This window comes from Chromobacterium phragmitis (genome assembly GCF_003325475.1).
Classification (GTDB): domain Bacteria; phylum Pseudomonadota; class Gammaproteobacteria; order Burkholderiales; family Chromobacteriaceae; genus Chromobacterium; species Chromobacterium phragmitis.
This window is the reverse complement of sequence record NZ_CP029495.1, coordinates 4,067,384-4,092,837: the sequence shown is the minus strand read 5'-3', so window position 1 is coordinate 4,092,837 and position 25,454 is coordinate 4,067,384. Positions and strand designations below refer to the sequence as shown.

26 protein-coding genes are annotated in these 25,454 nt (G+C 62.1%); 14 read left to right on the top strand and 12 right to left on the bottom strand.

The window, feature by feature from the left end; translation table 11 throughout:
* Positions 1-50 precede the first annotated feature (50 nt).
* Positions 51-695 carry an SOS response-associated peptidase gene (locus DK842_RS19430; protein ID WP_114062939.1) on the bottom strand — a complete coding sequence of 215 codons (645 nt, stop codon included), beginning with the start codon at positions 693-695 and terminating at the stop codon, positions 51-53.
* Positions 686-1,243, bottom strand: a complete 558-nt coding sequence (locus DK842_RS19425) for an RNA 2'-phosphotransferase (protein WP_114062938.1) — start codon at positions 1,241-1,243, stop codon at positions 686-688. The genes DK842_RS19430 and DK842_RS19425 overlap by 10 nt, the downstream gene beginning before the upstream one ends.
* Before the next feature lie 123 nt (positions 1,244-1,366).
* On the opposite strand from DK842_RS19425, the gene DK842_RS19420 reads away from it, so the two are divergent.
* From DK842_RS19420 to DK842_RS19385, 8 genes are all read left to right on the top strand, one after another.
* A complete protein-coding gene (locus DK842_RS19420) occupies positions 1,367-2,071 on the top strand; it encodes a glutathione binding-like protein (RefSeq protein ID WP_456297826.1) in 705 nt (234 codons plus the stop codon).
* A gap of 144 nt (positions 2,072-2,215) precedes the next feature.
* Positions 2,216-3,445 carry a PrgH/EprH family type III secretion apparatus protein gene (locus tag DK842_RS19415; RefSeq protein ID WP_114062936.1) on the top strand — a complete coding sequence of 410 codons (1,230 nt, stop codon included), beginning with the start codon at positions 2,216-2,218 and terminating at the stop codon, positions 3,443-3,445.
* Between the two features lie 20 nt (positions 3,446-3,465).
* A complete protein-coding gene (locus DK842_RS19410; RefSeq protein ID WP_114062935.1) occupies positions 3,466-3,717 on the top strand; it encodes a type III secretion system needle complex protein in 252 nt (83 codons plus the stop codon).
* Between the two features lie 44 nt (positions 3,718-3,761).
* The gene (gene prgJ, locus DK842_RS19405) at positions 3,762-4,064 is read left to right on the top strand and encodes a type III secretion system inner rod protein PrgJ (protein WP_114062934.1); all 303 of its coding nucleotides are present in this window, start codon (positions 3,762-3,764) and stop codon (positions 4,062-4,064) included.
* A complete protein-coding gene (locus tag DK842_RS19400; protein WP_168191951.1) occupies positions 4,064-4,789 on the top strand; it encodes an EscJ/YscJ/HrcJ family type III secretion inner membrane ring protein in 726 nt (241 codons plus the stop codon). The genes prgJ and DK842_RS19400 overlap by 1 nt, the downstream gene beginning before the upstream one ends.
* Position 4,790: 1 nt before the next feature.
* The gene (locus DK842_RS19395; protein ID WP_168194928.1) at positions 4,791-5,360 is read left to right on the top strand and encodes a type III secretion apparatus protein OrgA/MxiK; all 570 of its coding nucleotides are present in this window, start codon (positions 4,791-4,793) and stop codon (positions 5,358-5,360) included.
* Entirely contained in the window at positions 5,317-6,012 is a 696-nt protein-coding gene (locus tag DK842_RS19390; protein ID WP_145964091.1) for an oxygen-regulated invasion protein OrgB, read from the top strand. Before DK842_RS19395 ends, DK842_RS19390 begins: the two co-directional genes overlap by 44 nt.
* Positions 6,006-6,431, top strand: a complete 426-nt coding sequence (locus tag DK842_RS19385; RefSeq protein ID WP_114062930.1) for a hypothetical protein — start codon at positions 6,006-6,008, stop codon at positions 6,429-6,431. Before DK842_RS19390 ends, DK842_RS19385 begins: the two co-directional genes overlap by 7 nt.
* Positions 6,432-6,437: 6 nt before the next feature.
* Here DK842_RS19385 and DK842_RS19380 read toward each other — a convergent pair whose 3' ends face one another.
* The 4 genes from DK842_RS19380 to nrdD all read right to left on the bottom strand — a co-directional run bounded on the left by DK842_RS19380 (position 6,438) and on the right by nrdD (position 11,228).
* Positions 6,438-7,643, bottom strand: a complete 1,206-nt coding sequence (locus tag DK842_RS19380; protein WP_114062929.1) for an MFS transporter — start codon at positions 7,641-7,643, stop codon at positions 6,438-6,440.
* 109 nt (positions 7,644-7,752) lie between these two features.
* A complete protein-coding gene (locus DK842_RS19375; protein ID WP_114062928.1) occupies positions 7,753-8,538 on the bottom strand; it encodes a substrate-binding periplasmic protein in 786 nt (261 codons plus the stop codon).
* Positions 8,539-8,614: 76 nt separating this feature from the next.
* Complete coding sequence (gene nrdG, locus DK842_RS19370; RefSeq protein WP_114062927.1) at positions 8,615-9,082, bottom strand: anaerobic ribonucleoside-triphosphate reductase activating protein; 468 nt, start codon at positions 9,080-9,082, stop codon at positions 8,615-8,617.
* 7 nt (positions 9,083-9,089) lie between these two features.
* Positions 9,090-11,228 (bottom strand): anaerobic ribonucleoside-triphosphate reductase, encoded by a 2,139-nt coding sequence (gene nrdD / locus DK842_RS19365; protein WP_114062926.1) that lies wholly within the window; start codon positions 11,226-11,228, stop codon positions 9,090-9,092.
* A 259-nt stretch (positions 11,229-11,487) separates the two neighbouring features.
* On the opposite strand from nrdD, the gene DK842_RS19360 reads away from it, so the two are divergent.
* Entirely contained in the window at positions 11,488-12,048 is a 561-nt protein-coding gene (locus DK842_RS19360) for a hypothetical protein (RefSeq protein WP_114062925.1), read from the top strand.
* A 45-nt stretch (positions 12,049-12,093) separates the two neighbouring features.
* On the opposite strand, the gene typA is transcribed toward DK842_RS19360, so the two are convergent.
* The gene (typA, locus tag DK842_RS19355) at positions 12,094-13,911 is read right to left on the bottom strand and encodes a translational GTPase TypA (RefSeq protein ID WP_114062924.1); all 1,818 of its coding nucleotides are present in this window, start codon (positions 13,909-13,911) and stop codon (positions 12,094-12,096) included.
* A gap of 198 nt (positions 13,912-14,109) precedes the next feature.
* Here typA and DK842_RS19350 point away from each other — a divergent pair, with 198 nt between their 5' ends.
* The gene (locus DK842_RS19350; RefSeq protein ID WP_114062923.1) at positions 14,110-14,979 is read left to right on the top strand and encodes a hypothetical protein; all 870 of its coding nucleotides are present in this window, start codon (positions 14,110-14,112) and stop codon (positions 14,977-14,979) included.
* A gap of 473 nt (positions 14,980-15,452) precedes the next feature.
* Here the strand turns inward: DK842_RS19350 and DK842_RS19345 are convergent, their stop codons facing one another.
* The 4 genes from DK842_RS19345 to DK842_RS19330 all read right to left on the bottom strand — a co-directional run bounded on the left by DK842_RS19345 (position 15,453) and on the right by DK842_RS19330 (position 19,120).
* On the bottom strand, positions 15,453-16,448 hold the full coding sequence (locus DK842_RS19345) for a hypothetical protein (protein WP_114062922.1): 996 nt from the start codon (positions 16,446-16,448) through the stop codon (positions 15,453-15,455).
* 25 nt (positions 16,449-16,473) lie between these two features.
* Entirely contained in the window at positions 16,474-17,202 is a 729-nt protein-coding gene (locus DK842_RS19340; RefSeq protein ID WP_114062921.1) for a pseudouridine synthase, read from the bottom strand.
* Positions 17,203-17,335: 133 nt separating this feature from the next.
* Positions 17,336-17,962, bottom strand: a complete 627-nt coding sequence (locus tag DK842_RS19335; RefSeq protein ID WP_114062920.1) for a hypothetical protein — start codon at positions 17,960-17,962, stop codon at positions 17,336-17,338.
* Between the two features lie 99 nt (positions 17,963-18,061).
* Complete coding sequence (locus tag DK842_RS19330) at positions 18,062-19,120, bottom strand: DNA-binding protein (RefSeq protein ID WP_114062919.1); 1,059 nt, start codon at positions 19,118-19,120, stop codon at positions 18,062-18,064.
* A gap of 355 nt (positions 19,121-19,475) precedes the next feature.
* On the opposite strand from DK842_RS19330, the gene DK842_RS19325 reads away from it, so the two are divergent.
* The gene (locus DK842_RS19325) at positions 19,476-20,168 is read left to right on the top strand and encodes a response regulator transcription factor (RefSeq protein WP_114062918.1); all 693 of its coding nucleotides are present in this window, start codon (positions 19,476-19,478) and stop codon (positions 20,166-20,168) included.
* Positions 20,165-22,510: an ATP-binding protein gene (locus DK842_RS19320; RefSeq protein WP_114062917.1), complete on the top strand. Its 2,346-nt coding sequence runs from the start codon at positions 20,165-20,167 to the stop codon at positions 22,508-22,510. Before DK842_RS19325 ends, DK842_RS19320 begins: the two co-directional genes overlap by 4 nt.
* Positions 22,511-22,525: 15 nt before the next feature.
* Here the strand turns inward: DK842_RS19320 and DK842_RS19315 are convergent, their stop codons facing one another.
* Positions 22,526-23,593, bottom strand: a complete 1,068-nt coding sequence (locus DK842_RS19315; RefSeq protein WP_168194927.1) for a response regulator — start codon at positions 23,591-23,593, stop codon at positions 22,526-22,528.
* Positions 23,594-23,779: 186 nt separating this feature from the next.
* Between DK842_RS19315 and DK842_RS19310 the strand changes: the two genes are divergently transcribed.
* On the top strand, positions 23,780-24,544 hold the full coding sequence (locus DK842_RS19310) for a response regulator (protein ID WP_114072415.1): 765 nt from the start codon (positions 23,780-23,782) through the stop codon (positions 24,542-24,544).
* Between the two features lie 81 nt (positions 24,545-24,625).
* Positions 24,626-25,423 (top strand): type I methionyl aminopeptidase, encoded by a 798-nt coding sequence (gene map / locus DK842_RS19305; protein ID WP_114062914.1) that lies wholly within the window; start codon positions 24,626-24,628, stop codon positions 25,421-25,423.
* Positions 25,424-25,454 lie beyond the last annotated feature (31 nt).

Below are 25,454 nucleotides of genomic sequence, written 5' to 3'. Positions count from 1 at the left end.
TGCTTGAAGAGAGCCCGCTGTTAGCGGGCTTTTTCGCGTCTGCCGCGCCATCAGTCGAATAGCGACCCCTGCCGCGGCGCGTCGGGAATTTCGCCCTCCGCCCGCATGTCTTCCGCCTCGAATGGCTGCAGAAAGGCGCGGGCTTGCTCGGGATCGCTGCAACTCAACCATTGCCGATACCGTCCGGCGGGTATGATGGCCAGCGAGCGCTTCTCATCCCCGGGCCGGTGCATGCGGCCCATCACGGCATGGCCGTCGGCGTTGATGGTGATCTGGGTAAAAGCCAGGCTGACGGATCCGTCGGCCTCTCGCCACTCCCGCCACAATCCCGCCGCCGCGAACGGCGCGCCATCGGCCATGCTTATCTTGGTGCGCACTGCGCGGCCGCTGTCATAGCAAGGCTCGTAGAAGGCCTGCATCGGCACCAGGCACAGCTGGCCATGGCGCCAGGCATCCCGGTAGCTGCGCAGCTGGCCTATGGTTTCGGCGCGGGCGTTCATGGTGCTCAACCTTACGCCCGCCGGTTGGTGGCGCTTGGGGACAAAGCCATAGCTGGCCAGGCGCAGGCCGTCCCGCGTCAATATGGGCGCCAGATAGTCCTGCCAGGCCTCCTCCTGCCACTGCCATTCTCCGGGATCGCAGCCGAACCACTCCCGCAACTGAGCCCGGCTGGGCGGCAAGAAGTTTACGCACATGGCTGGGGAGACTGAGCGAGGAAGCGCGGCGGAACGTGGCTGGTCAGCCAGACGCCGTTATCCGATCTGCAGAAGGCCAGACCCGCCTCGCGCATCGCCTTGGCGTCCACCGTCAGCACAGCGGGCTTGCCGTGGCGGCTGCCCACCGCGTGGGCGGTTGCCCAGTCGGCCGACAAGTGCACGTGTTGCCGGCTGCCCGGCCGCAGGCCTTCGCTGAGGATGGCGTCGAGAAAACGGGTGGCGGTGCCGTGATACAACGTCCCCGGAGGCTCGCATGGCTGCAGGCCGAGATCGACCCGGATCGAATGCCCTTGATTGGCGCGGATGCGCAGACCGTCTTCGCTGATGGCGAAGCGCTGCTTGTCGCTGTCTCGCACGATGTCTTCCAGTTGCGCGCGGCGCAACGGTTTGCCCTTGGCCGCCATCCTGGCCAGCAGCTCATCGATATCGGCCCATCCTTGGGCATCCAGTTTCAAATCGATGGCGTCAGGCTGGTGGCGCAGCACCAGGCTGAGGAAGCGGGAGTGGTTGTCTTGCGTATTTCGCATGGAATGACTGCTCGTGATTTATTACAGCGCGATCATACCGCGCGGCAAGCATTGCGGCGACCTGCCCTTTTGAAAGCGGCAGGCCGCCCCCATGTCATTCTTCCGACTCCTGCCAGGATGCGCATGATGATAGACCTTTACTACTGGACGACGCCCAACGGGCACAAGATCAGCATCTTTCTCGAAGAGGCCGGCCTGCCTTACCGCATCGTGCCGGTCAACATCGGCGCCGGGGAGCAATTTCAGCCCGATTTCTTGCGCATCGCGCCCAATAACCGCATTCCCGCCATCGTGGATCACGCGCCGCAAGGCGGCGGCGAACCGGTCAGCCTGTTCGAGTCCGGCGCCATCCTGCTCTATCTCGCGGACAAGTGCGGGCGCTTCATCCCGCGGGATCTGCGCGGACGCAACGAGGTCCTGCAGTGGCTGTTCTGGCAGATGGGCGGCCTGGGGCCGATGGCCGGCCAGAACCATCACTTCTCTCAATATGCGCCGGAAAAGCTGCCGTACGCGATTGACCGCTACGTGCGTGAAACGGCAAGGCTGTATCGCGTGCTGGATACCCTGCTGGCCGATGGCCGCGAATACATCGCCGGCGAGTACTCGATCGCCGACATGGCCTGCTACCCGTGGATTGTGCCGCATCAGCGCCAGCAGCAGAATCTGGATGATTTTCCATCGCTCATGCGCTGGTTCGAACGCGTCGCCGCGCGACCGGCCACCATGCGCGCCTATGCGCTGGCGGAGTCGATCAACACCGCCCCATCCGTCACTGAAGCCTCCCGCGCCATTCTGTTCGGCCAGGATGGCAAGTCCCGAGTCGGCTAGCGCCTTTCCTTGCGGGCCGACCGGCCCTCCTCTCTCTTTGAGCGGCGGTCGTGCGACCGCCGTTTTCACAAATCTGATCGTCCCATTGGATTTTGATCGGCTTTTCATCAGGAACTGTTGCCTGAAGGCCATTAGAGTGCCGACATGGCCGGTTTTGCCGGCGTGCACCCGATCCAGAAGACGATAAACACCGTGGAAGACATCAACACCTCCGGATGCGACGCCGTCGTCGTCCGCCTGCTCAACAGCCCGCTGCGGGGATGCGAATTCACGCTGCAGCCGGGCAAGACCTTGTTTCTGGTTGGTCCGGAGGCAGCGCTGATTGCAGATGGATTGCCCCCCGTGCTGCCGGCGGACACCTTATTCGTGCCGTTGGCCGAAGGCGGAGTCAATTTCGAGGTCCTGCTGGAGGATGGCGCAAGCCGCTTGCGCATATTGGGCGAGCCGGTCGTGGAATGCGACGCGCCATTCAATCAGGCGTTGACGATAGGCGCGCTGCGGCTGGCCATGCGTCCGCAGCATCTTCCCTGGCAGCCTGAGGTTCTGAGCGGATTCGATATCCAGCCGGCTGAGCCCCCCGCGCCGAGCGCCGAGCGCCCCATGGCGCGCGCGCGTTATGGCGCGTTCGGTTTCGCCGCCCTGCTGGCGATCGCGCTGCTGAGCGCGGGCATGCACTGGCTGTGGAACAGCCCTCAGCGGCAGATGGCCGAACTCAGCGCCTTGCTGGGAGACAATGGCAAGCGCTTTCAAGTCATGACCGGCCGCGACGGCGTGTATTACATCGCTGCCGCAGATGCCCGCGATGGCGTTTGGGCGCGGCAATCGCTGCTGCGCGGCGACTTTAGCGAGCCCGTTCAGGTGCTGGAGCCCGTCAGCGAGGGCGCGCGCGTCTCGCGCTGGCTGGCGGACAGCCGCCCCGAGCTGGCCTTTTACCGCCTATTGCTCGACGACCCCCGCCAGCCGCAACTGTGGGTGAGCATGCAACGCTCGCCGCTCAGCGATGCGGAAAAACAGAAGCTGGCCAGCCAGTTGGGTGAGCTGATGCCGTATTCGGACAAGGTTTCCATCGTGCCGGTAGACGACGAGCTGGCCGCCAAGCAAGCGGAGGAAGGCCTGAGCCGGCAGGCTCTGCCTTTCACCCGCAACGATCAGCGCGACAGCGTCACTTTCGTGATCGCTGGCGCGCTGGATGACGGCGAGCTGCAACGCGCTCGGCAATTCGTTGACGGTTACTACCGCCAATGGGGCGCGCGTTACGTGCAGTTCGCGGTTGAACTGAAGGATGACTTGCTCAAGGGTCATTCCTTCCAATATGGACGCCAGGGCTATGTCAAATTGAGCAATGGCCACTGGTTCTTCCCCCAGCCCATCTAAACCGAGAAGGAATTCCTCCCATGGCAATCGATACCAATTTCGACTGGAGCGGCTACCTGGATAAAACATCCGCGGGCTTTGACAAGGTATCCAACATGCAAGCCGATGTGGAGAAGGCGCTGAACAACCTCAAGGAAACGCCTTCCGATCCGACGCTGCTGGCGCAATACCAGTCAAAACTGTCTGAGTACAACCTGTACCGCAATGCGCAATCCAACGCGGTGAAGGCGTTCAAGGATATCGACGCCGCCATCATCCAAAACTTCCGCTAAACCCCATGCGCCGGTTTGCGCCGGCGCCGACCACGGAGCCTTCCATGAGCGTGATCGCCCCCGCAGCCTTGCAAGCGCTGACGCAAACCAAGGACCTCACACAGACCGAGCACCAAGTGGTGTCGCTGGATGATCGCTTGATTCAGGCCTTCGCCCAATCCGCAGTCGCCACCGACGCCGAACGCAGCGACATCATGCAGCGCCTGGAGCGTCCGGAGCTGATCAGCAACCCGGCTGAGCTGTTCGCGCTGCAGCAACGCACGTCCAATTACAACCTGGAAGTGTCGATGATCAGCACCCTGACCCGCAAGAGCGTGGGCGCGGTGGAAAGCCTGTTGCGTTCATGATGAAAATGTGGGTAAAGGCCTTGCTGCTGGCGTTGTTGCTGACTGGTTGCCAACAGAAGGATTTGCTGAAGGGTCTGGACCAGCAGCAAGCCAATGAAGTGATCGCTGTGCTGCAACGGCACAATATCGACGCCGACAAGACAGATCGCGGCAAGGCGGGTTTTAGCATCACCGTGGCGCCGGCGGATTTCGCCGCCGCGGTGGATTGGCTGCGCGCCTACGACTTGCCCTCGCGGCCGCGCCTGGAGGTGGCGCAGATGTTTCCCGCGGACTCGCTGGTTTCTTCGCCGCGCGCTGAAAAGGCTAGGCTCTACTCTGCGATAGAACAGCGACTGGAGCAGTCGCTGCAAACCATGGATGGCATTTTGTCCGCGCGGGTGCATGTCAGCTATGACCTGGATGGCGGCGAGGCCGGGCGGACGGCGCAACCCATGCACATCTCGGCGTTGGCCGTGTATGACCGCGACGTCGACGCCGCCGCGATGATCAACAATATCAAGCGCTTTCTGAAGAACAGCTTCGCCGAGGTGGAGTACGACAACATATCGGTGGTGTTGTCGCGGCGGGAGGAAGCGCAGCAACAGCCGCCGGCCGCCATGCCTAAAAGCAATGGCGGATGGTTGCCTTGGCTATTCGCGGGAGGCGCGCTAGTCCTGCTGGCCGGCGTGGCCGGCTGGTGGAAGCTGAGGCGAGGCGCGATGGCCGGCACGCCGGGACATGGCTGAAATGGACGGCGCCCTGAGGACGATCCTGTTCGATCCGCTTTCCTATTTGCACCCGGAACGCCTGAGCCTGCCTCCCGCGCTCTCCAGTCCGGAGGGGCGGCGCGTGGTCAACGACATGTTGCTTGCCGGTTATAGCTTGAGCACGGATTGGATGCCTTCGCCGGATGACCGCTCGCACCGCTGGTGGCTGGAATCGTGGCGGCATCTGCCGCAGGCCGCCTACCTGATGGGCTGCCAGCTGCGCAGGGCGGCGCTGGCGGAGCGCGGCGCCATATTGAGTCTGCCGGGCTGGGCGAAAAGCTTCGCCGCGCTGAGCATAGCAGACGCGGGCGGCTCGACGATGGGCGAGAATTTGCCCGGCCACGACGGACTGCTATTGGCAGGCTATGGCCAGTTGCTGGCTTGGCGGGCGCGGATGCCGGAAGCGCTGCGCCAACGGCTGCCCTTGTTGTTTCCTTCCTGGGTGGACGCCAATGCGCGCGCCCCCTCGCGACCTGATACTTTATTACTGACCCTGGCGCTGCAATATGCCAAAAGACATCCCCATTTTCCGCCCTCCGGCCGCGATTGAAGGCGTGCTGATTCCGCGCGAGCGGCTATGGCGACAGAACCAAGCCCTCGGATTGGAGCAGGCGGCGCGCCGACACGCAGCCCGAATCGTCCGCGAAGCCGAGCGGCAGGCGGACAGCCTGCGGGAGCAAGCAAGGCGAGACGGTTACGCGCAAGGCATGCGCGAGGCGATGAGCCATGTCGCAAATTATCTGTCCGATGGCGATGATTTGTTGCGTCGCTTCCGCGGCATCCTGGATGCGGAAGCCAGGCGCATGCTTGCCGCTGCGGTGGATCATCCTGAGGCGCTGTTGTTGGCGCTGGACGAGTGGCTGCGGGAGCGGCGCGGCGAAGAGGCGGAGCAAACCTTGTATTTGCGCCTGCCCCGCTCAGCCGGCATCGCTCATGCGCAACTGATGAGCCTGCTGGCCGAATCATGGCAGGGGCGGCTGGACGTCGAGTATCACGATGACGCCCGCTTCCTCATGCGTTGCGGCGAGCTGGCGGCGGACTTTGACCCGGCGCGTTACGTGGATGAGGGCGTCCAGTTGCTGCAAAGCGGTCTGGACGCGCTGCCGGAGGATTGCCGCGCGTTGTCGAAAATAGCCACCGCATGCTTGCGGGAGGCGGAGGAAGGCCTGTCGGCCAAGCATTCGGAGATTGAACCATGTTGAATCCAATCGCCGCCGCCAACCCGGCGGCGGCGGCCTCGTCTGGCGGCGAAGTGCTGCCGCTGTCACAGCGCCTGGCCGCCCACGCCGCGTCCGAAGCGCAGGTCCAGGCCTTTTTGCAAGCCGCGCGCGATGTGCCGCAAGCCATAGACGATACCCCTCAGGCCAGGCGGGACCATATTGCCGCCCTTTCCAGGCTGCTCCGGGAGTTCGTCGACAACGGCCAGATCGCCTTCCCCGACCTTGCCAGCCAGCTGGATGCGATCGGCCAGGCGCTGAAGGCGGAAGGGAAAGACTCTCCGCTGCACGCGTCCCTGATGGGCGTGATGGTAGGCTTGAACAACCTGCAGTACCAGACCGAGAAATGGATGCAGGAGGTGATGCTGTCCGACGGCGCGCCGCAAGAGTTCGAGTCTTGGTGACCGCTTTTATCCGCGCGGCGCCACGCGCATGGGCTCTCCGCGCTTCTCGTCGCTGAATCGAATCAGAATGGCGATGGCGAGCGCGACGATGCCGGCGACGATGGCCATCGCCATGCCGTAGTCGCCGCCGTTGTTTTGGGCCATGCGCGCCTGCAAGGGACTGTTGACCGAGGCCAGCAGGTTGCCTAGCTGGTAAACCAGCCCCGGGAAGGTGGCACGCACGGCGGACGGCGAAATCTCGTTGAGGTGGGCCGGAACCACGCCCCAGGCTCCCTGCACCGATATCTGCATCAGGAACGCGCCCGCGGCCAGCAGCAACGGCGTGCCGGCGAATGCCCACAGCGGCAGCGCCGGCAGCGCAAGCAAGGCTGCCAGCGTGATGGCGTTGCGGCGGCCCATCCTCTCCGACAGCGCGCCGACGGACAGCCCGCCGATGATGGCGCCGACATTCAAGCAGATGCCTATCATCTGAACCGTGTGCGGATCGAACTTGTGCTGGACGCGGAGGAAGGTGGGATACATGTCCTGGGTGCCATGGGAAAAGAAGTTGAAGCAGGTCATCAGCACGATCGCGTACAGCGACAGCCGCCATTGCGCGGCGATGGCCTGAAGCAGGCCGGGTTTCTCGTGGTGTTTGGCGGCCTCCCAGCTTGGACTTTCCGGCACATTGCGGCGGATGTACAGCGTCAGCAGCGCCGGCAGCAGGCTGAGCATGAACATGCCGCGCCAGCCGATGTGTTCGAACAACTGGCCGAAAGCCAGCGTCGCCAACAAATAGCCGCTGGGGTAGCCGGCCTGCAGCAGTCCGGAAACGAAGCCGCGCGACTCCTTGGGAATGCTTTCCATCGTCAGCGACGAGCCGACGCCCCACTCGCCGCCCATCGCCACCCCGAACAAGGCGCGCAGCATCAGCAAGACCATCAGATTGGGCGCGAACGCCGAGGAAAAGCCCAGCGCAGAATACAGCGCGATATTGGCCATCAGCACCGGCCGGCGTCCGAAGCGATCCGCCAGCCGGCCGAAGATCAACGCGCCTATCGGCCGCGCGGCCAGCGTCAGCATGATCGCCCAGCTGACCGCCTCGATGTCGGCGCCGAACTCCCGCGCCACGTCCTTCAAAACAAACACCATCAGGAAAAAATCGAACGCATCCAGCGTCCAGCCCATATAGCAAGCAAATACCGTTCTTTTCTGCTCCTTGGTCCACGCCATCGCGGTCTCGCTCCTCTGTGTCAGGCCGTTCTGCGCGGCCCGGCATTATGATAAATAAATTTCTGCGCAAGCAAGACTGGCGGAAAGAAAGGGCAACAATATAGTTGCGTCAGGGAAGCTGGCGAGGGTCGTAACGGCCGGCCAGGAAGCCTCTCTCCATCCGGCGATACTCGCCGCTGGCGCGCAGCGCCGCCAGGCCTTGATTGAAGCGTTGCAGCAACTGTTCGGCGCCGGGCTGTTTGCGGCTGAGCATCAGCCGATAGTCGGTGCGGACGAAGACATGAGGCGCAGCGACGATGGCGACTTGCTCCCTTGGCGTGAAGTGCCGCCGCAGTTCGGATAGGCCGACCGAGCGAATCAGGGGGAAAAAGTCCAGCCGTCCCAGCAGCAATTGGCGCATGCCGGACTGAATGTCCTTGGTGACGTAACTGCGAATCCTGCCGGCGGCGATCGCCTCTTGCCAGATGCCCAGCCTGGAGCCATTGGGCGTGGCCATGGTGAGGCCATCAAAATCGTCCACCTTTTCCGCCGCCATCTTGCGGCTGGCGAGATGGAACACGACTTCTTCGTCGCTGACCACAGGATCGCTGAATAGGGCGAACTGCTGACGCTCCGGCGTGATGGACCATACCACCGAGCCCGCGATCTCGCCGCTCTTGACCATGGCTTCCGCCCGGGCCCATGGATAGAAGTCGTAGCGCGTCTGGATGCCGGCGCGATGGAACGCCTCGCTGACGATATGCGACGCGTAGCCCTTGTCTGGAAGGCTGGCGGAAAGATACGGCGCCCATTCGCCATTGGCCAGGGCGATGGTCTGGGCCGGCTCTGCCGCCCAGACCAGTTGAGGCAGCGCGCAAGCCAGGATCAGCCAGATGCGACACAGCGTTCCGGACATGCCCTCCCCCCGTTGGCGACTGTTCCTAACAGGCTAGTGCCTGGCGCGGGGGCGCGCCAAGCCTTTTGCAAACGACTCAGGCCTCAGGGAATGTTCCGCCAGCGCGCAAGCGCAGCAGCCGTTGATTATCCGATCCTCGCCAGGGCTGGCTTGTCGGCAAGTCTTGGCGATAGCGGCCATCGACCAGCACATCGACGAAACGCAACACTTCCAGCGCCCTTACCTCCTCGTAGAGGTAGCCCGTCCATAGCCAGATGTCCTTGTCCGGATAGCGTTGCTTGAAAAGCCGGCACAGCTCGAGAACCTCCGGCCTGTTGGCAGGCAGCAACGGGTCGCCGCCGGACAGACTGAGGCCGTCGTGATCGGCGCAATGGGCGAGCAAGGCCTCGCGCGTCTCTGCGGTGAACGGCTTGCCGGTCTTGCGATCCCAAGTGCTGCGGTTGTGGCAGCCTTCGCAGGCATGCGCGCAGCCGGTGACGAAGAGCGTGACGCGCACGCCCTCGCCGTTGACCAGATCGCACGTGTAATAGCGATCGTAATTCATGCCGGACTCAGTGCTCGCCGCCGAAGTGCTTGACCCGGCGCATCACTTCCTTCTGCTTGCCCGCGTTGAACGGACGCGCGTTGGGACTGCCCAGGTAGCCGCACACCCGGCGCGTCACCGATAGCGACGCGCTGTCGCGGTTTCCGCACTGCGGGCAGCAGAAACCGTCCGCGTCGGCCTTGGCTTCGCCCATGAAGCCGCAGGCGCCGCAAGAGTCCACCGGCGTATTGCTGCCGAAATACGGCACCCGTGCCAGCGCATAGTCCCAGATGCGCTCCAGCGCCTTCAGGTTGTGCTTCATGTTCGGCAATTCAACGTAGGTGATATGGCCGCCGCTGGCCTTTTCCGCATAGCCCGCCTCGAAATCTATCTTTTCGAAAGGATTGACTTTGCGGAACACGTCCAGATGGAAGGAGTTGGTGTAATAGCCCTTGTCTGTCACCTCCGGAATCGGGCCGAAGCGCTCGCGGTCCAGCTTGCAGAAGCGGTGGCATAGCGATTCGCTGGGCGTGGAGTACAGCGAGAAGCCGAAACCGGTCTCGCGCCGCCAGGCCGCCGCCGCCTCGTTCATGCGCGCGACCACCTGCCGCAAAAAGGTCTGGGCGGCTTGATCGTCGGCGGGGTGCGCGCCGAACAGCAGCGTACCCACCTCGTGCAGGCCGATGTAGCCCAGCGAGATGGACGCGCGGCCGCCGCTGAACAGCTTCATGATGTCTTCGTCCGGGCCCAGCCGCATGCCGAACGCCCCTTCGGTGTAAAGAATCGGCGCCACATTGGCCTTGACGCCCTGCAGGCGGTCGATGCGCAGCATCAGCGCGCGGAAGCACAGCTCCAGCTTCGATTCCAGCCGGGACCAGAACGCCTGCCGGTCGCCGGCCGCTTCGATGGCGATGCGCGGCAAATTAAGGCTGACCACGCCCAGGTTGTTGCGCCCATCCAGCACCTCCCTGCCCGTTTCGTCCCGCCAGGCAGGCAAGAAGCTGCGGCAGCCCATTGGAGAAACCGGCACCGACGAGCCGGTGATGCGACGGTTCAGCTCCGCGGAGATGATGTCCGGATACATGCGCTTGGAAGTGCACTCCAGCGCCAGTTGCTTGATATCGTAATTGGGATCTTCCGGCAGCAGATTGACGCCTTTGTCGATGAACATCACCAGCTTGGGAAAGACCGGCGTGATCCCTTCCTTGCCAAGCCCCTTGATGCGGACCCGCAGGATGGACTGCTGAATGATGCGCTCCTCCCAGGCGGTGCCCATGCCGAAGGAAAAGGTCACGAAAGGCTGCTGGCCGTTGGAGCTGAACAGGGTGTTGATTTCGTACTCGCAGGCCTGGATGCCGTCGTAGCACTCTTTCTCCGTACGCTCGCGGGCGTAACGTTCCGGTTCCGCAATGCCGTATTGACGGGCGATATCCAGGTTTTTGCGGTAGCTTTTCAGCGCATACGGGGCCAGGGTTTGATCGATATTGGGTATCGTGGTGCCGCCGTACTGATGACTGGCCACCTGGGCGATGATCTGCGCGGTGACGGCGCAAGCCACGCCTATCGACTTGGGGCTTTCTATCTGGGCATTGCCCAGGCGGAAGCCCTGCTCCAGCATGCCTTTCAGGTCCACCAGGCAGCAGTTGGTGAATGGCAGGAACGGAGAGTAATCCAGGTCGTGGAAATGGATATCCCCCTCGTTATGCGCGGTCAGGATGTCCTTGGGCAGGAAATTGCCGGCGAATTGCTTGGACACGATGCCCGCCATCAGGTCGCGCATCACCGGGAACACGTTGGCGTCCTTGTTGGCGTTCTCGGTGGTGGCCTCTTCGTCCGTCTTGTGCACCAGGCCCATCAGTTTGGCGTGCAGCTCCGAGCCGCGCGCGCGCACCATGTCGCGATCGTGCCGGTATTCGATGTAAACGCGGGCCACTTCCGGATAGCGCTGCATCAGCGCGTCCTCCACCCGTTTCTGGATGGCGGGAATGTCCAGCCGTCCCTCGCGCGCCAGTTCGCGGCATTCTCGCTCAACTTGTGCGGCGATCTCCAGGGCCAGCCTCGCCGGCTCGGCATGGCCTGAAGCCATCGCCGCCCGCTGGCAGGCATTGGCGATCTTGCCGATATCGAATCCCACTACCGCGCCATCGCGCTTGCTCACTTGCAGCATCGCCTGCTTCTCTCCTCAAGTCGGCCGGCTGGCGGCCGTTGCAAAACACGCCTGCGCGGAGCAGGCCTTTAGTCCGGCCATACTGTAGGCGATTTGGCCCAGCCATGCGCGCCTTTTTCTTCAAAATATGGTGAGCCAACTTGAGTGCGATCAATATATAGTGTTCATCGCCTAAAAATGAAGCTGAAAACGCGGCGCCGCTCGCAATTGTCATTCAATTGGTATTAAATTGATCGTCATTGTTCATTCCGGAGGCTTCATGCGAGTCATATTCTGGCTGTGCCTGTCGCTGGCGTTCTGCGCGGGCGCGCGGGCGGCGGAAAATGAGCAGGTGCAAGGCCAGGGCGGGCGGGTCCTGCATTACAGCTCTACCCAGGTCCGAGTGGAGCCTTCCGCCGAGGAGATGAGGCGCTATCTGCAAGTTCGCGATCTGCGGCTGGAGAGCGCCAGCGCCGCCGAAGCGCTGCAGGCTGGCAAGCAGGCCTTGGAGAAAATGGGATATGGCCGCGTCGAACTCGACCCGGAATATGGCGTGATACGGGCGGAAAAGGACGAAGTGCTGATCAGCCAGGCCCGCCAGGTATTGCGCGGCTTGTTGAAGCTGAAATTTCCGCTGCCCGGCAAGCCCGATCATCAAACCACCGAATTGCTGCTGACGCTGAGGCCCGGCGGCCAGGCCCGGCAACTCATGCTGCGCGCCCAGATCCGGCAAACGATATGGGACAGCAACGGCAACTCCCGCACCCTGCTGTGCAGCGACCAGGCGTACTACCGGCAATTTTACGACCAGCTGGCAGCCATGCTGGAAGGGCGCGGTTGAACAAAAAAGCCCCGCGAAAGCGGGGCTTTTTTCATCCATTAAGGATTAGATGCTTTCCACCTTGGCCATCTTGCGGCGCTCGTGCTCTTGCAGGTAGCGTTTGCGGATGCGGATGGATTTCGGCGTGATTTCCACCAGTTCGTCGTCGTCGATGAACTCCACGGCGGATTCCAGCGTCAGCTTGATCGGGGTGGTCAGGCGAACCGCTTCGTCGGTGCCGGAGGCGCGGACGTTGGTCAGCTGCTTGCCCTTGACCGGGTTCACCACCAGGTCGTTGTCGCGGCTGTGGATGCCGATGATCATGCCTTCGTACAGCTTGTCGCCCGGGGACACGAACATGCGGCCGCGGTCTTCCAGCTTCCACAGCGCGTAAGCGACGGCTTCGCCGTTCTCTTGCGAGATTAGCACGCCGTTGTGGCGGCCCGGCAGATCCGGCTTCACCGGCGCGTAGTCGTCGAACACGTGGCTCATCAGGCCGGTGCCGCGGGTCATGGTCATGAAGTCGGACTGGAAGCCGATCAGGCCGCGAGCCGGAATGTGGTATTCCAGGCGGGTGCGGCCCATGCCGTCCGATTCCATATTGGTCAGCTCGCCGCGGCGGCGGCCGATCTCTTCCATCACGCCGCCCTGGTGGTCGTCTTCCAGGTCGATGGTCAGGTTTTCGTACGGTTCGGACTTCTGGCCGTTGATTTCCTTGAACACCACGCGCGGCTTGGCCACGGCCATTTCAAAGCCTTCGCGGCGCATGCTTTCCAGCAGGATGGTCAGGTGCAGTTCGCCGCGGCCCGACACGCGGAAGATGTCGGCGTCGGCCGTGTCTTCGACGCGCAGCGCCACGTTGGTCAGCAGTTCTTTGTTCAGGCGGTCGCGGATCTGGCGGCTGGTGACGAACTTGCCTTCGGTGCCGGCCAGCGGCGAGGTGTTCACCATGAAGTCCATGGTCAGCGTCGGCTCGTCCACGGACAGAACCGGCAGGCCGATCGGCTGCTCCTTATCGCAGATGGTCACGCCGATGCCGATGTCTTCGATGCCGGAAATGATCACGATGTCGCCGGCTTCGGCTTCCGGCACTTCCACGCGCTCCAGGCCCTTGAAGCCCAGCACTTGGTTGATGCGGCCGGTGGCCACTTGCTCTTCATGGTTCATCACCACGACTTGCTGGCCGGACTTGATGCGGCCGTTCAGGATGCGGCCCAGGCCCAGGCGGCCGGTATAGGTGGAGTAGTCCAGTGCGGAGATTTGCAGCTGCAGCGGGGCGTTTGCGTCGCCGGCCGGAGTCGGCACATGCTTCAGCACGGTCTCGAACAGCGGGCGCATGTCGTTGGACTCTTCTTCCAGCTCATGCTTGGCGAAACCGGACAGGCCGGATGCGTAGATGATCGGGAAGTCCAGTTGCTCGTCGGTGGCGCCCAGCTTGTCGAACAGGTCGAAGGTCTGGTCCACCACCCAGTCAGGGCGGGAGCCAGGACGGTCGATCTTGTTGATCACCACGATAGGGCGCAGGCCCAGGGCCAGCGCCTTCTTGGTCACGAAACGGGTCTGAGGCATCGGGCCTTCGACCGCGTCGACCAGCAGCACCACGCCGTCAACCATGCCCAGCACGCGTTCCACTTCGCCGCCGAAGTCGGCGTGTCCCGGGGTGTCGACGATGTTGATGTGCACGCCTTCGTAGTTGATGGCGGTGTTCTTGGCGAGAATGGTGATGCCGCGCTCTTTTTCAAGATCGTTGCTGTCCATTACGCGTTCGTCGACCTGCTGGTTTTCGCGGAAGGTGCCGCTTTGTTTCAGCAGTTGGTCGACCAGGGTGGTCTTGCCATGGTCGACGTGGGCGATGATGGCGATGTTGCGGATTTGTCGGGTCATGTTTAGCGTGTTTCGGCTGGAATTCTGAAAACAGAAAAATCGAAAGATTATAGCATGGTAGAACAATGCCGCGAAAATTTCGGCAAAGGCAAATGACAATCTCGTGAACGCGGCATGCGTTTTGCCGGCGGGGCCGATTAGTCGCGAGGCCGGTTTGACGCTACACTTCCGCGCATCTGCCAACAAGGAACACCAAACATGTACGACTGGAACGCTCTTTGGCGAGAACGCGAAGCCTATCGCACCGGTTACGACATTCAGCGCAATGACACCAACGAGCTGGCGGACGCATTGCGCGCCAAGCTGATCCACCCGGCGTCGACAGCCAGCCAGGTGGCGGTTTATGAAGATGATGACCGCTACATCTTGGTCGGCTGCGACAATGGCCCGCAATTGTTGGAGGTGATGAAGCACGGGCTGTTCGACATCACGCTGCGCTTCGTCAGCGAGGACGAAGGCCAGGGCGTCGCCCTGCCTTATGTCGAAATCCATGTCGACAATCTCGCCACCGAAGAGCAGGCGGTTTGGCGCGCGGAAACCCGCATCGACGACGAGGGCCGCGTTTGGGTCGGCAAGCGCACGCTGGACGAGAACGTTCTGCCGGCCATGCCGTTCGACGACCTGTCCTTTACCGACAATGCCGAGTTCCGCGAAGAGCTGGCGCGGGTCTGGCACGAGGACTTGCCGCAACTGCGCCCGCTGATCGAGGCCTGGTTCCATCACGGCGGCGAGATCGGCGCGGTCGACGAGCCTGCGCATTACGGCGACGCGGAGCGGGTGCAGCAGATGTGCGACCGCTACGCGGAAATCGTCCGCCGCGAGCAGGCCCAGCTGTCGCGGATGTTCAGCGACGATGAGCTGCGCTTGATCGCCGGCGTGATCGCGGGCATCCATTTCGACAGCGCCGCCTCCTGCCGCGGCGTCTGGCTGGCGGTGGAAGCCAGAATCATCGAAGACGAACTGGACCGGCAGCACCAGATCGATGCCGAAGCATTGCTCGCCAAGATGAAGGCGCTTGGCTACGCCCAGGAAGTGGCGCTGATAGAAGCGCTGTCTCCGTTGCGCTGAAATGACTGACCAGATGCGTCGCCAACCGCGGCGCATCGCTTTCTTTTCCCATCGGCCCAGCGGCCCTCCCTCTTGCCCTGAACCAAGGTACAGGTCGCCAGCCTCGAACGCCATCTACTCTCATTCAGGAGCGTTGGCCTCGATCGCAAACCCCTCATGCCGGCCGGGGCGTCCGCGATGTCGTTTCGATTTCTCTACCGCCGTGGTTTTGCAGCCCCCCTGTTTCCATGGCGGTTTTTTTATTTGGCCCTGTCGCCGTCCGGCGCGCCTGAATCTGCTTGACAGCAGGCTGGGCGTCAGTGGCATGGCTGGCGATCGTCAAGGCGGCGGGCCGCCCCGGGCGAGGGGCAATGGCTTAAGGCCAGAAAAAAGCCCCGGCCGGAAGGTCGGGGCAGATTCAACCGACCGCCCTGAGGCCGATTGAAACTTGTACTGTTTTCAGCATAGCCGGTTCAAGACTGCGTGCGTTGGATTTATGCGCCGAATTGCTGTCGCAGCTCGATAACGTGTTCCCGTCTCACGCGCACCGCCATCAGCGCGCGACGAGTGGGGCGCTCTTTGCCCAATACCAGTTCCTCAAGTTGCAAGAGGGTGCTCTCTTCGTCGCCGTCCCCCACCTTGACGCCCATTCGATTCAGTCTCAGCGCCACGCTCTCCAGGCTGAAATAATCGCGAGGGTGCTCGAGAATGTGCCGCACCGTGTCCAGCCCCCCTTCCAGGCTGTTGAGTTCGCGCAAGCTTTCCAGCAAAGGCCTGATTTCCTTCAGCCTTTGATCGACCCCCGCCAAGGTTTCCGGCAGGTCGTCGCTGTCCTGTTCGTCCAGAACCACATGGGCGGCGGATTTCAAGGCAAGTTTGCGTAGCTGCAGCCTGCCCTGTTCTGCCTCCAGTTGCAGACGAGTCTGCTCCTGCAGACTGAGCTGGCCGGCAATGACCGCGGTCAGGACATGGAGCGCCCGCTCGCCAGACTGCCGATGAAAGCTGTCTTCGCTCGCGCAAGGCATCTGCAGGCGGTGCCCGTCGAAACTGACCACGGTTTGGGCGACGTCATTGCGCAGTTCTCCATTTTCCATCGCGACGCCGAAACGCCCTGTTTCGCTGCGGCGCATGGTCATCAGGGCCCAGGCTTCGTCGCCATTGGCCGCGCGGGAGAAAAAATCCCGCAAGGCGTCGCTGCCCTCTAGCAACTCCAGCAAGCTGGACGGGCCGGCGAACAACAATCCCAATCTGCGGTCGCGTGAAAAGCTGGGCAGGGAAAGCTCCAGAACCGGCGGCAGCTTCTCCGTTAACGTCGACAGGTAATCCTGAGAGATGCGCATGCCTGGAGCCAGCGCCTGCTGATGATTGGGCAGCAGGCAAAGCCTGCGGTCGCACGCGTGGAGCAGCCGGTCTATTTCCAGCCCCCGCTCCCTCGCCTGCTGCCTGCTGGCCGCATCCCACCCCCATTTGCGCAGCAAACTCTCGAACATGGTCGCGCCCTCATCTGCTGTTGATTCAGAACTGCTCGTCATCGCGCAGATAGCGCCACTGCCCGGTCGGCAAATTTCCCAGTTTGATTTTCCCTATGGCGATGCGCTTCAGGCCCGTTACCCGCAGGCCAACCAGTTCGCACATGCGGCGAATTTGACGCTTCTTGCCTTCCTGCAGGACAAAGCGCAGCTGGTCGTCGTTCTGCCAGCCGACTTTTGCCGGCAGCAGCTTCTTGCCATCCAGCTCCAGACCGTGATTCAGCAGGTTCAAGCCGTTGGGAATCAACTCTCCCTCCACCCGGACCAAATACTCTTTCTCCACGTTCGAGCGCTCGCCGATCAATTGCTTGGCGATGCGGCCGTCTTGCGTCAACACCAACAAGCCTACTGAATCGATATCCAGTCGGCCCGCCGGCGCCAATCCTCGCAAATGGGAGGGTTGGAACCGCTTGCGACTGCCATCTTCTGCCCAGCGGTTTTCAGGCTTGATCAGCGTGACGGCGGGCAGGTAGCCATCCTCGGCCTGTCCTGAGACGTAGCCGACCGGCTTGTTCAGCAAAATAGTGACTCGGGCGGATTGGGCGTCCTGCGCCTTCTTGTCGATTTCGATCTGATTGTGCGGCAGGACTTTCTGGCCCAGGACAGCCACTTCTCCATCCACCTTGACCCAGCCTTGTTCGATATAGCTATCAGCCTCGCGGCGCGAACACATCCCCAATTCGGCCATGCGCTTGGACAGGCGTACAGGTTCCATTTGGTCTTTCCGTAATGAAAAAGCGGGCTCCGGGCGCGCATTGCGCACGGAGACCGCTATTGAATCGACCCTTATTGTATGGGATTGCCGCCCGACTGGCCATGCGGGCGACCAAATTCGCACCTTGCGCTGATCAGGCCTGGGCGGCTTGCGGCGGTGTATTGACGGCGGGGCTGGCCTGGGGCGAGGCGGAAATGGCTGGCGCGGCGGCGGCCGGAATGGCGGGTTCGCGCGACTTCATGCCCACATACATCGCGCTGCTCAGGCCCAGCACCGCCAGCCAACTGGCGTCTATCTGGTAAAAGCCTTGCTGCTGCACCGATTTGTATAAAAAGGCGATGCCGATGCCCGCATTGGCCAGCAGGGCCTGATAGCGATGCACGGATATGCCCTGCCCGTCGTCCAGCACGTCCTGAGCCCAGCCGCGCGAATGCCGCAACGGACCAGGCGACGCGCCGGAGGGGGCGTCTATCAGCGATGCGGCACCGGATGTCGCCACGCTGATTCCAAGCAAGCCTAGCACTTCCGCGGTGGGCGCTGGCAGATTGTTGGTGGTGAGGAGTAGCCAGCCGGAAATGATGGCGACAAGAAATGTCCACCAGATCAGCTGGCTGCGCGCCAGGCTGTACGTCTGCTGGCCGCTGGCTACGCCGCTGGCCAGGGTGCCTCGGTCGCGGAGGAGGTCGGTTTTCCAGACAACGGCGGCGAACAGCGCGATCACAAGCGCCGAGTAGAGTACGGCATATCCCTGCATGCTCATTTTGGCTCCTTGCTGGAGGGGTGAAATCCATTCAGCATAGCCAACGCCTGCCTGTCGCGCCCGGCCCGATGGACAGGCTGCGCGCGGGGCCCCCGGGGTTTATTCGCTTGCTGGGCAAACTGCATGCAGCCAGTCTCGCATCGACTGCCCCTCGGCTTGCCGCTCTCCCCTGTCCCAGGCCGCGCCAATGCGCTCTAGCCATAGCGCCCTGTCCTGCATGGCCCTTTCTTCCGCCCTGGCGCAGCGTTCAGCAAGCTCCTGCGTCCGGCGCTGGCCTGCTTCGACCGCCTGCTGCCTGTCCGCAGCCTCCCGCAAGAGCGTTCCCTCCCTCTCCGCCAGCAGTTCCAGTTTGGCCTGAAGCCCTCCATTCTCGCGCTCTCGCTCAAGCAGGCGCTCTCGCCACAAATTTTCGACCTTCGCGGCGTCCTGCCTGGCCTGGCCGAGCGCTTCCTCAAGCCTTTGTTGTTGCAGCTTCATTTCCCGCCGTTCTTCTTCCACTTGCTGATAAAGGCGGACGCGCAGGCCTTCCAGACGCTCATAGGCCAGCGCTTCTTTGCGCTCGGATTCATTTCTTGCCGCCTGCAACTGCTGTTGATGCAGAGTGTCCTGCTCCTCCTTGCGCTCGATTGCCAGCTTGCGCTCATTTTTAAGCTCCGCGCGCGCGCTTTCTTGCGCTTCCAGCAATGCCTCCCGCTCCCGAGCCAGCGACTCTGTCTGCGCCCTCTCGCGCTGCAGCAAGCTGTCCAGCTCAACTTGCCGCGCAGCCCGCAACTCAAGCTCGTGTCGCAGCGATTGGGTCTCTGCCTCGAGCTGCTCAAGCTTGCCCTGAGTCTTGGCATGCGCGTCACGCAACGCTTCGCCCTCGGCCTCTATTTCGCGGCGCACGGATTCGAGTTGCCGCTCGGATTCATCGCAGGCCTTTTGCCACACTTGGTCAAAGGCTTCGGTCAGCGCGGGCGGCCAGTCCGGGCGTCGTGCGCTTAATGCCACCTTCCCCAAAAACTCCTGTCTCCAAGCCTTCAGCGTGTTGTTGATGGTGGTGTTGGAGCCGCTCCCCAGCCGGGCTCTCACGTCCACCACGGTGGGCCAGGCGCCTTCGGATACCAGTTCGAAGGCGGCTTGCCGTATGCGCGAGTAAATATCGGCGCTCATCATCATGCTCCATCCATTGCAATTAGCTTGCTTGTGAGTGTAGCAAATTTAATGATGTAAATATATTACGTATTACGTGGTAAATATACTTAAAATTCTGATTATTTCCGATAATTATACTTATCGGAAGTTTTCAGGTTTGTGCCGTGAAAAATCAATGGCTTGACCCATACGTTGCGCGCAGACATATTCCGCCAGCCGCATACGACGTAAAATTTGCCGAACTTGGACGACAAAGTGATATCCATCGCCGGACGGCGATCGCATTTTCCTTTCTCAGCCAATATGGTCAACAATGAAGCCAAGTTACGCTCGCAAATCGCGCCCAGGCCCTCAACCCCCTTCTACGCCGAGACCCCTCATGACTGCCACCTCCGCCCCCTCAGATCAAGCGATCCGCGTCATCCTGCTGGACGATCATCTGATGGTGCTACATGGCCTGGGCGGACAACTCGAGGCAGTCGCCGACATTCGGCTGGTCGGCAGCTTCACTTCCAGCAGCCAGCTGATGCGCACCCTGGCAGCGCCTGGCGCGCCGGCCGCCGATGTGGCCGTCATCGATTATGCTCTGCGCCCGGACGACGTCGATGGCCTCAACCTGATCCGCGCATTGCGAATACGCTTCCCTTTGCTGCGCATTCTGGTCATGTCCGCCTACTACACCCCCGCCACCGTGGCCTTGGCCATGCGCGGCGGCGCTCACGGATTCATCGGCAAGGAACAGAGCATGGATGAGCTGCTCCATGCCATACGACGCCTGGCTTCCGGGCAGGACTACCTGGGCGAATCGATGAGGGAGTCACTGGCGCAGCCCCCTGTCGAATCCGTTGCCCAGGGCGCCTTGCCCAATTTGCTGGACCATCCGGACCTTTCGCCGAGAGAGCGCGAGGTGCTGCGCTGCTGCCTGCTGGGGCTGTCGGTCAGCGAGATCGCCATCAAGTTTTCCCGCAGCATCAAGACCATCAGCAATCAAAAACAAGCCGCGCTGAAAAAACTGGGCCTGCGCAGCGACAACGAGTTATTCATGCAGCAGCAGCGCCTGGAGGGGTCATGAGATTGGCAAAGATTCACAGCTGGCTGCTGCTGTGCTGCTGGGCCTCTTTCGGCTGGGCGTCCAGCCCCTTCAGCACCGAGGAGCGAGCTTGGCTCGCGCGTCATCCGGTTGTGCGCTATGCGATCGACCCTCACGGTTGGCCGATCGAATATCTGGAAGATGGCAAGCATAAAGGTTTGACCCAGGAGTATTTGCAACGCATAGCGGACATCAGCGGCATCCGCTTTCAACTGGTTCCAGTGCAAAACCGCCACCAGGCGATGGGCATGCTGCTAAGCGGCAAGTTGGACTTGGTCACCGCCACTTCGCCCCGACTGATCCCCCCCCCTTTCAACAAACAGATGCTGTTCAGCGACCCCTACTTTTCCGGCAGCACCCTTCTGGTCACTCGGCCGGACAAGCCCATCGTTTTCGATCCGAGCCGGCTATCCGGAAAAATGGTCGCGGTGGAGCAAGGCGATCCGTACGAGTATTTTCTGAGGGAACACTATCCGGAGGTCCGAATCCTGCAAACGCCCACGCCGCTGGCTGCCTTGGATGCCGTGGCGAACGGCGACGCCTATGCGGCAGTGGGGCTGGATGCCATATTGCAGAGCGTGATTCAACGTCGTTACTACGGAAAACTTCACATCGCGGGCAGCGTCAGCGAAATGCCCCGGCTGGTATCGATGGCGGTCAACCAGCAACAGCCCATGCTGAGAGACATCATCAATGCCGCGCTGGGGCAACTGACTGCCGAGGACACCGACAATATCCTGTACAACTGGCTGCGGGCGACGGATTACGGCACGCCTACGGTCGGCTCCATCATTCGCCACTACTGGGTGGAGTTTTCGATGCTCGCCGTCGCGCTGCTATTGTTGCTGCTGTTTTCCCAGCACGCCAGAACCGCTAAACGCGCCGCGCAGCGGAGCGAAGCCGACAAGTCGCTGTTTCTGGCGATGATGAGCCATGAAATACGCACTCCGCTGAACGCGGTGCTGGCATCGGTGGAGCTTTTGCGCGGCAGCATGCTGCCGCCGCGCGAACGCGAGCTGGTGGCGCTGGCCAATGCTTCGGCCGTCAATCTGCTGGAGCTGCTGGACAATGTATTGGATATTTCCAAGCTGGACGCGCGCAAACTGCTGTTGGAGCCCGTTCCCATAGACATGGCGGCGCTGGCGAGTGGCGTGGCGGGCATTTATCGCCCCTGCGCCGAAAAGAAGGGACTGGCGCTGACCACCCAGCTATCGGGGCTTTCGGATGTAAGGGTCTGGCTGGATCCAGTTCGCATGCGGCAAATATTGAGCAACCTGCTCAGCAATGCGGTCAAGTTCACCCACCAGGGCGAGGTGCTGCTGCGAGTGGAGTTGCAGCAAGGCGAGTCCGGCAACGGAACGCTGCTCATCACCGTCCAGGATACCGGCATCGGCATCGCGTTGGAACAGCAGGGACGTTTGTTCAAGGCCTACGCTCAAGCCGGGGATAGTCGGCAAGGCTATGGGGGGTCTGGCCTGGGGCTCGCGATCTGCCGCCAGTTGGTGGAATTGATGTCGGGCAGCATTTCTTTGTCCAGCCTGCCGGACCGGGGCACGACAATGACGCTGAGGCTGCCGGTGGACTCCGAGCCCGCTCCTGCCGTGGAGCTTGTTTCTCCCCCTTCCGGCCACGGCGGCCTCATGGAAGCCTATTCGCCGGTTCTGGTGGTGGAGGATCAGCCGGCCAATCGTTTTGTCATCGGCCAGCAGCTGGAAACACTGGGCTTTCGATCCGTCATGGCTGAGGACGCCGCCGCCGCGCTGGCGCTGCTGGATCAAGGGCGCCGTTTTTCTCTGGTGCTGCTCGACTGCAATCTGCCGGACATGGACGGCTACGAGCTAGCCAGGCGGCTGCGCCAGCATCCGGCGCTGCAGTGGCAAGCGTACCTGCCCATCGTCGCCATTTCCGCCACGACCGGAATCGAACATCAACAGCGCTGCCTGGAAAGCGGCATGGACAGCAGTCTGACCAAACCGTTGCAACTGGCCCAGCTGGAAAACATCCTTATACTGTGGCTGGACCATCAAGCGGCAGAGTTTGAAGCAACGGCGCCTCCTCTTCCCGCCAGCGCCGGAGGCGCGCTTGAGGAGATCTTCCGCGTCAGCGCTCGCGATGACATGGCCGAGCTGGAAAAGGCGCTGGCGGAGCGGAACTGGCCGCAGGCCAGGCATCACGCGCACAGGCTGCATGGAGCGGCGCTGAGCGCCGACAAAGCCGAGCTGGCGGTGGCTGCCGCCCGGCTGGAGGACGCGCTGCTTGGGGGCGACAATAACGCCGAGCATTTGCAAGGCCTGCTGGCTGCGCTAGCTGAACAGCTTGACTGAATTCAGCGGATTTCGTCAGGTCCCCAGCGTGGCACGCAATAAGCTCAAACCGGCCTCCTGCCGGCCTTGAAGCTGGCAAAGGCCTCCCAGCGCCTCGCCAGCCGCATCGAGCAGCGCCGAGGTTTGGGCTGGGCTCAGGCCGAACTCCTTCGCCATGCCTCCCAGCCGGGATAGCGCCACCTCCTGCAGCATCCGGGCCTCCGCCATGCCAGCTTGATGGTTTTGAAGCAGGCCTCCCAAGACGCTGCGCGCTTGGGTCAATCTATCCCCGGCGCGGTCCCTCGCCATCGCTTCAGCCCGCTCCGCCGCGCCTTCGCCCATCAGCGCCAGATAGTCCTTAAGCTTGCCATACCTTTCTTCGTCGTCCACCGGCATGTTCTGAATCAGCAGCGAGACAGGCCCGTAGTTGAAGGCGGTGCGGCTGCCGTAAGAGACGATATGTTGCTGGTCGGCGGACAAGTCCCGCAACAGCAGCGACTCCATGTGGTCGTCCAGTTGAGCGGAATTCAACGTTCTCGCAGCGCCGTCCACCCGCAATTGCACGGTGGCGCTGAGCCCGAATTCCGCTAGCGTGTCCAGCGTGGTTTTCATCAGTTGCTCAGGATCGGATATCTGGAACAGCTTGCGGAAAAACTGCAGGCAAATGCCCAGCGCGCTGCTGTCGGTCATCGCGGACATCGCCACCGACATCGCCCCCTGAGCCTGGGTTCTCAACTCGTGAATTTCCCGACGATAGCTGAGCGCCTGCCCCACCTTGCGCACCAGCTCCTCCGGCTGCAGCGGCTTGCCGACGAAGTCCTCGCCGCCGACGCTGTAGGCCGCCAGCCTCTTGACCGGATCGCTGTGCGCGGATACGAAAATGATGTAGGGCTGGGATGGCAGATCCAGCTCCCGTATCCGGCGGCAGACTTCGTAACCGTCCATGCCGGCCATCTCGATGTCGAGCAGCACGATCTCCGGCAAGGTCTCCCGCACTGCCTGCACCCCCTCCTCGCCGCTGCTTCGGCACGTAAGATCCAGCGTGGCCTCGAACAGCATTTGCATGATCTGGGTCAGAATAGGATCGTCATCAATCACCAGCATCCGGTGTTTTTCCATTTCCACCGCCCTTTCGCTTGTCTAAGCTTCTACTCAAGCATTCACGCTTTGCCTACTATCTCGTCATTCCAACATTACAGCTATAGCTCTTCCTCGGACCCGCGACAGAATATGCTGACGGCAAAGTCATTGCGGATGCTATCGAGGCAGTCTGGCGACGCAGGAGAAACCATGGTCCAGCAATGCGAAACCGCCAGCTCGACGGGCGAGATGAATGTATTGCTGGCCGACGACGACGAAATCAACCGGCTGCTGCTTGGCGGCTTGGCCGATGACCTGGATATCGTGCTGGATTGCGTGGAGGACGGCGCAGCGGCGGTGCGGGCGCTGCGGAGGCATGCGGAGCGCTACCAACTGGTGTTGATGGATCTGCAAATGCCGGTGCAGGATGGGCTAAGCGCGACGAGGGAGGTCCGGAATGAACTGGGGCTGGACATTCCCATCATCGCGCTGACCGCCAGCGCGCAGGAGTTGGAAAACTGCCGCGCGGCTGGAATGGATGGCTTCCTGACCAAGCCGGTGGACATCTCGGCGCTGCAGCGCCTGATCAATCACTACCGAAGCCGGGCCGGACTGACGACCTCCGCAATCTACGACAAGCTGAAGCTGAGCACGCTGGAGCTATTGCATCGCGCTTCGGCCGGCAGATTGCGCAATACCGTGCGCGAGGCCGTCATCGGTTGCCGCCAAGACTTCGACCTGGCTCGGCAACGCTGGCGCGATGGAGACGCGGCTTCCGCGGCCAAGCTGATACACGGTTATCGAGGCTCGCTGGGCACCTTTGCCCGCGACGAATTCATCCGCCGGGCGCTGGAGCTCGAACACGCGGTAAAACAAGGCGAGGATGGTCTGGAGCCGCTGTTCGACGCCTTTCGGGCCGAACTGGACGATTTATGCGCCCAATTGCAAGACTGGCTGGACAGGCATGCGGATTAATGCCGTTCCGCCGGGTGCCGCGAGAGCCGCGTTTTGTTAGAATTACGTCTCATTAGCCGCCAATCACTGCAAGCCAATACAATGAGCATTCATATAAAAGACGCCCAAGATATCGAAAAAATGCGCGTCGCCGGCCGCCTGGCCTCGGAAGTCCTGGACTTCATCACGCCGCACATCAAACCCGGCATCACCACCGAAGCCATCGACAAGCTGTGCCACGACTACATGGTCAATGTGCAAGGCACCATCCCCGCGCCGCTGAACTACGCGCCGGACGGGCATAATCCGTACCCGAAGTCGGTCTGCACCTCGGTCAACCACGTGATCTGCCACGGCATCCCCAACGACAAGCCGCTGAAGAACGGCGACATCCTGAACTTGGACATCACCGTGATCAAGGACGGCTACCACGGCGATACCAGCCGCATGTTCTTCGTCGGCGACGTCAGCCCGCATGCCAAGCGCCTGAGCAAGATCACCTATGAAGCCATGTGGAAAGGCATCGAGAAAGTAAAGCCGGGCGCCACGCTGGGCGACATCGGCTACGCGGTGCAGAGCTATGCCGAAAGCGCCGGCTACAGCGTGGTTCAGGAATTCTGCGGCCATGGCATCGGCAAGAAATTCCACGAGGAGCCGCAGATTCTGCACTACGGACGCCCGGGCACCGGACTGGAGATTCAGGCCGGCATGATCTTCACCATCGAGCCGATGATCAACCAAGGCAAGCGCCACCTGCGCATGCTGGCCGACGGCTGGACCGTGGTCACCAAGGACCGCAGCCTGTCCGCCCAGTGGGAGCACACCGTACTGGTCACCGAAACCGGCTACGAAATCCTCACCCAGTCGGCCGGCACCCCAGCCAAGCCCAGCTTCAAGTAAGCGCGCCGGCCGCCCTCGCGGCGGCCGTCTC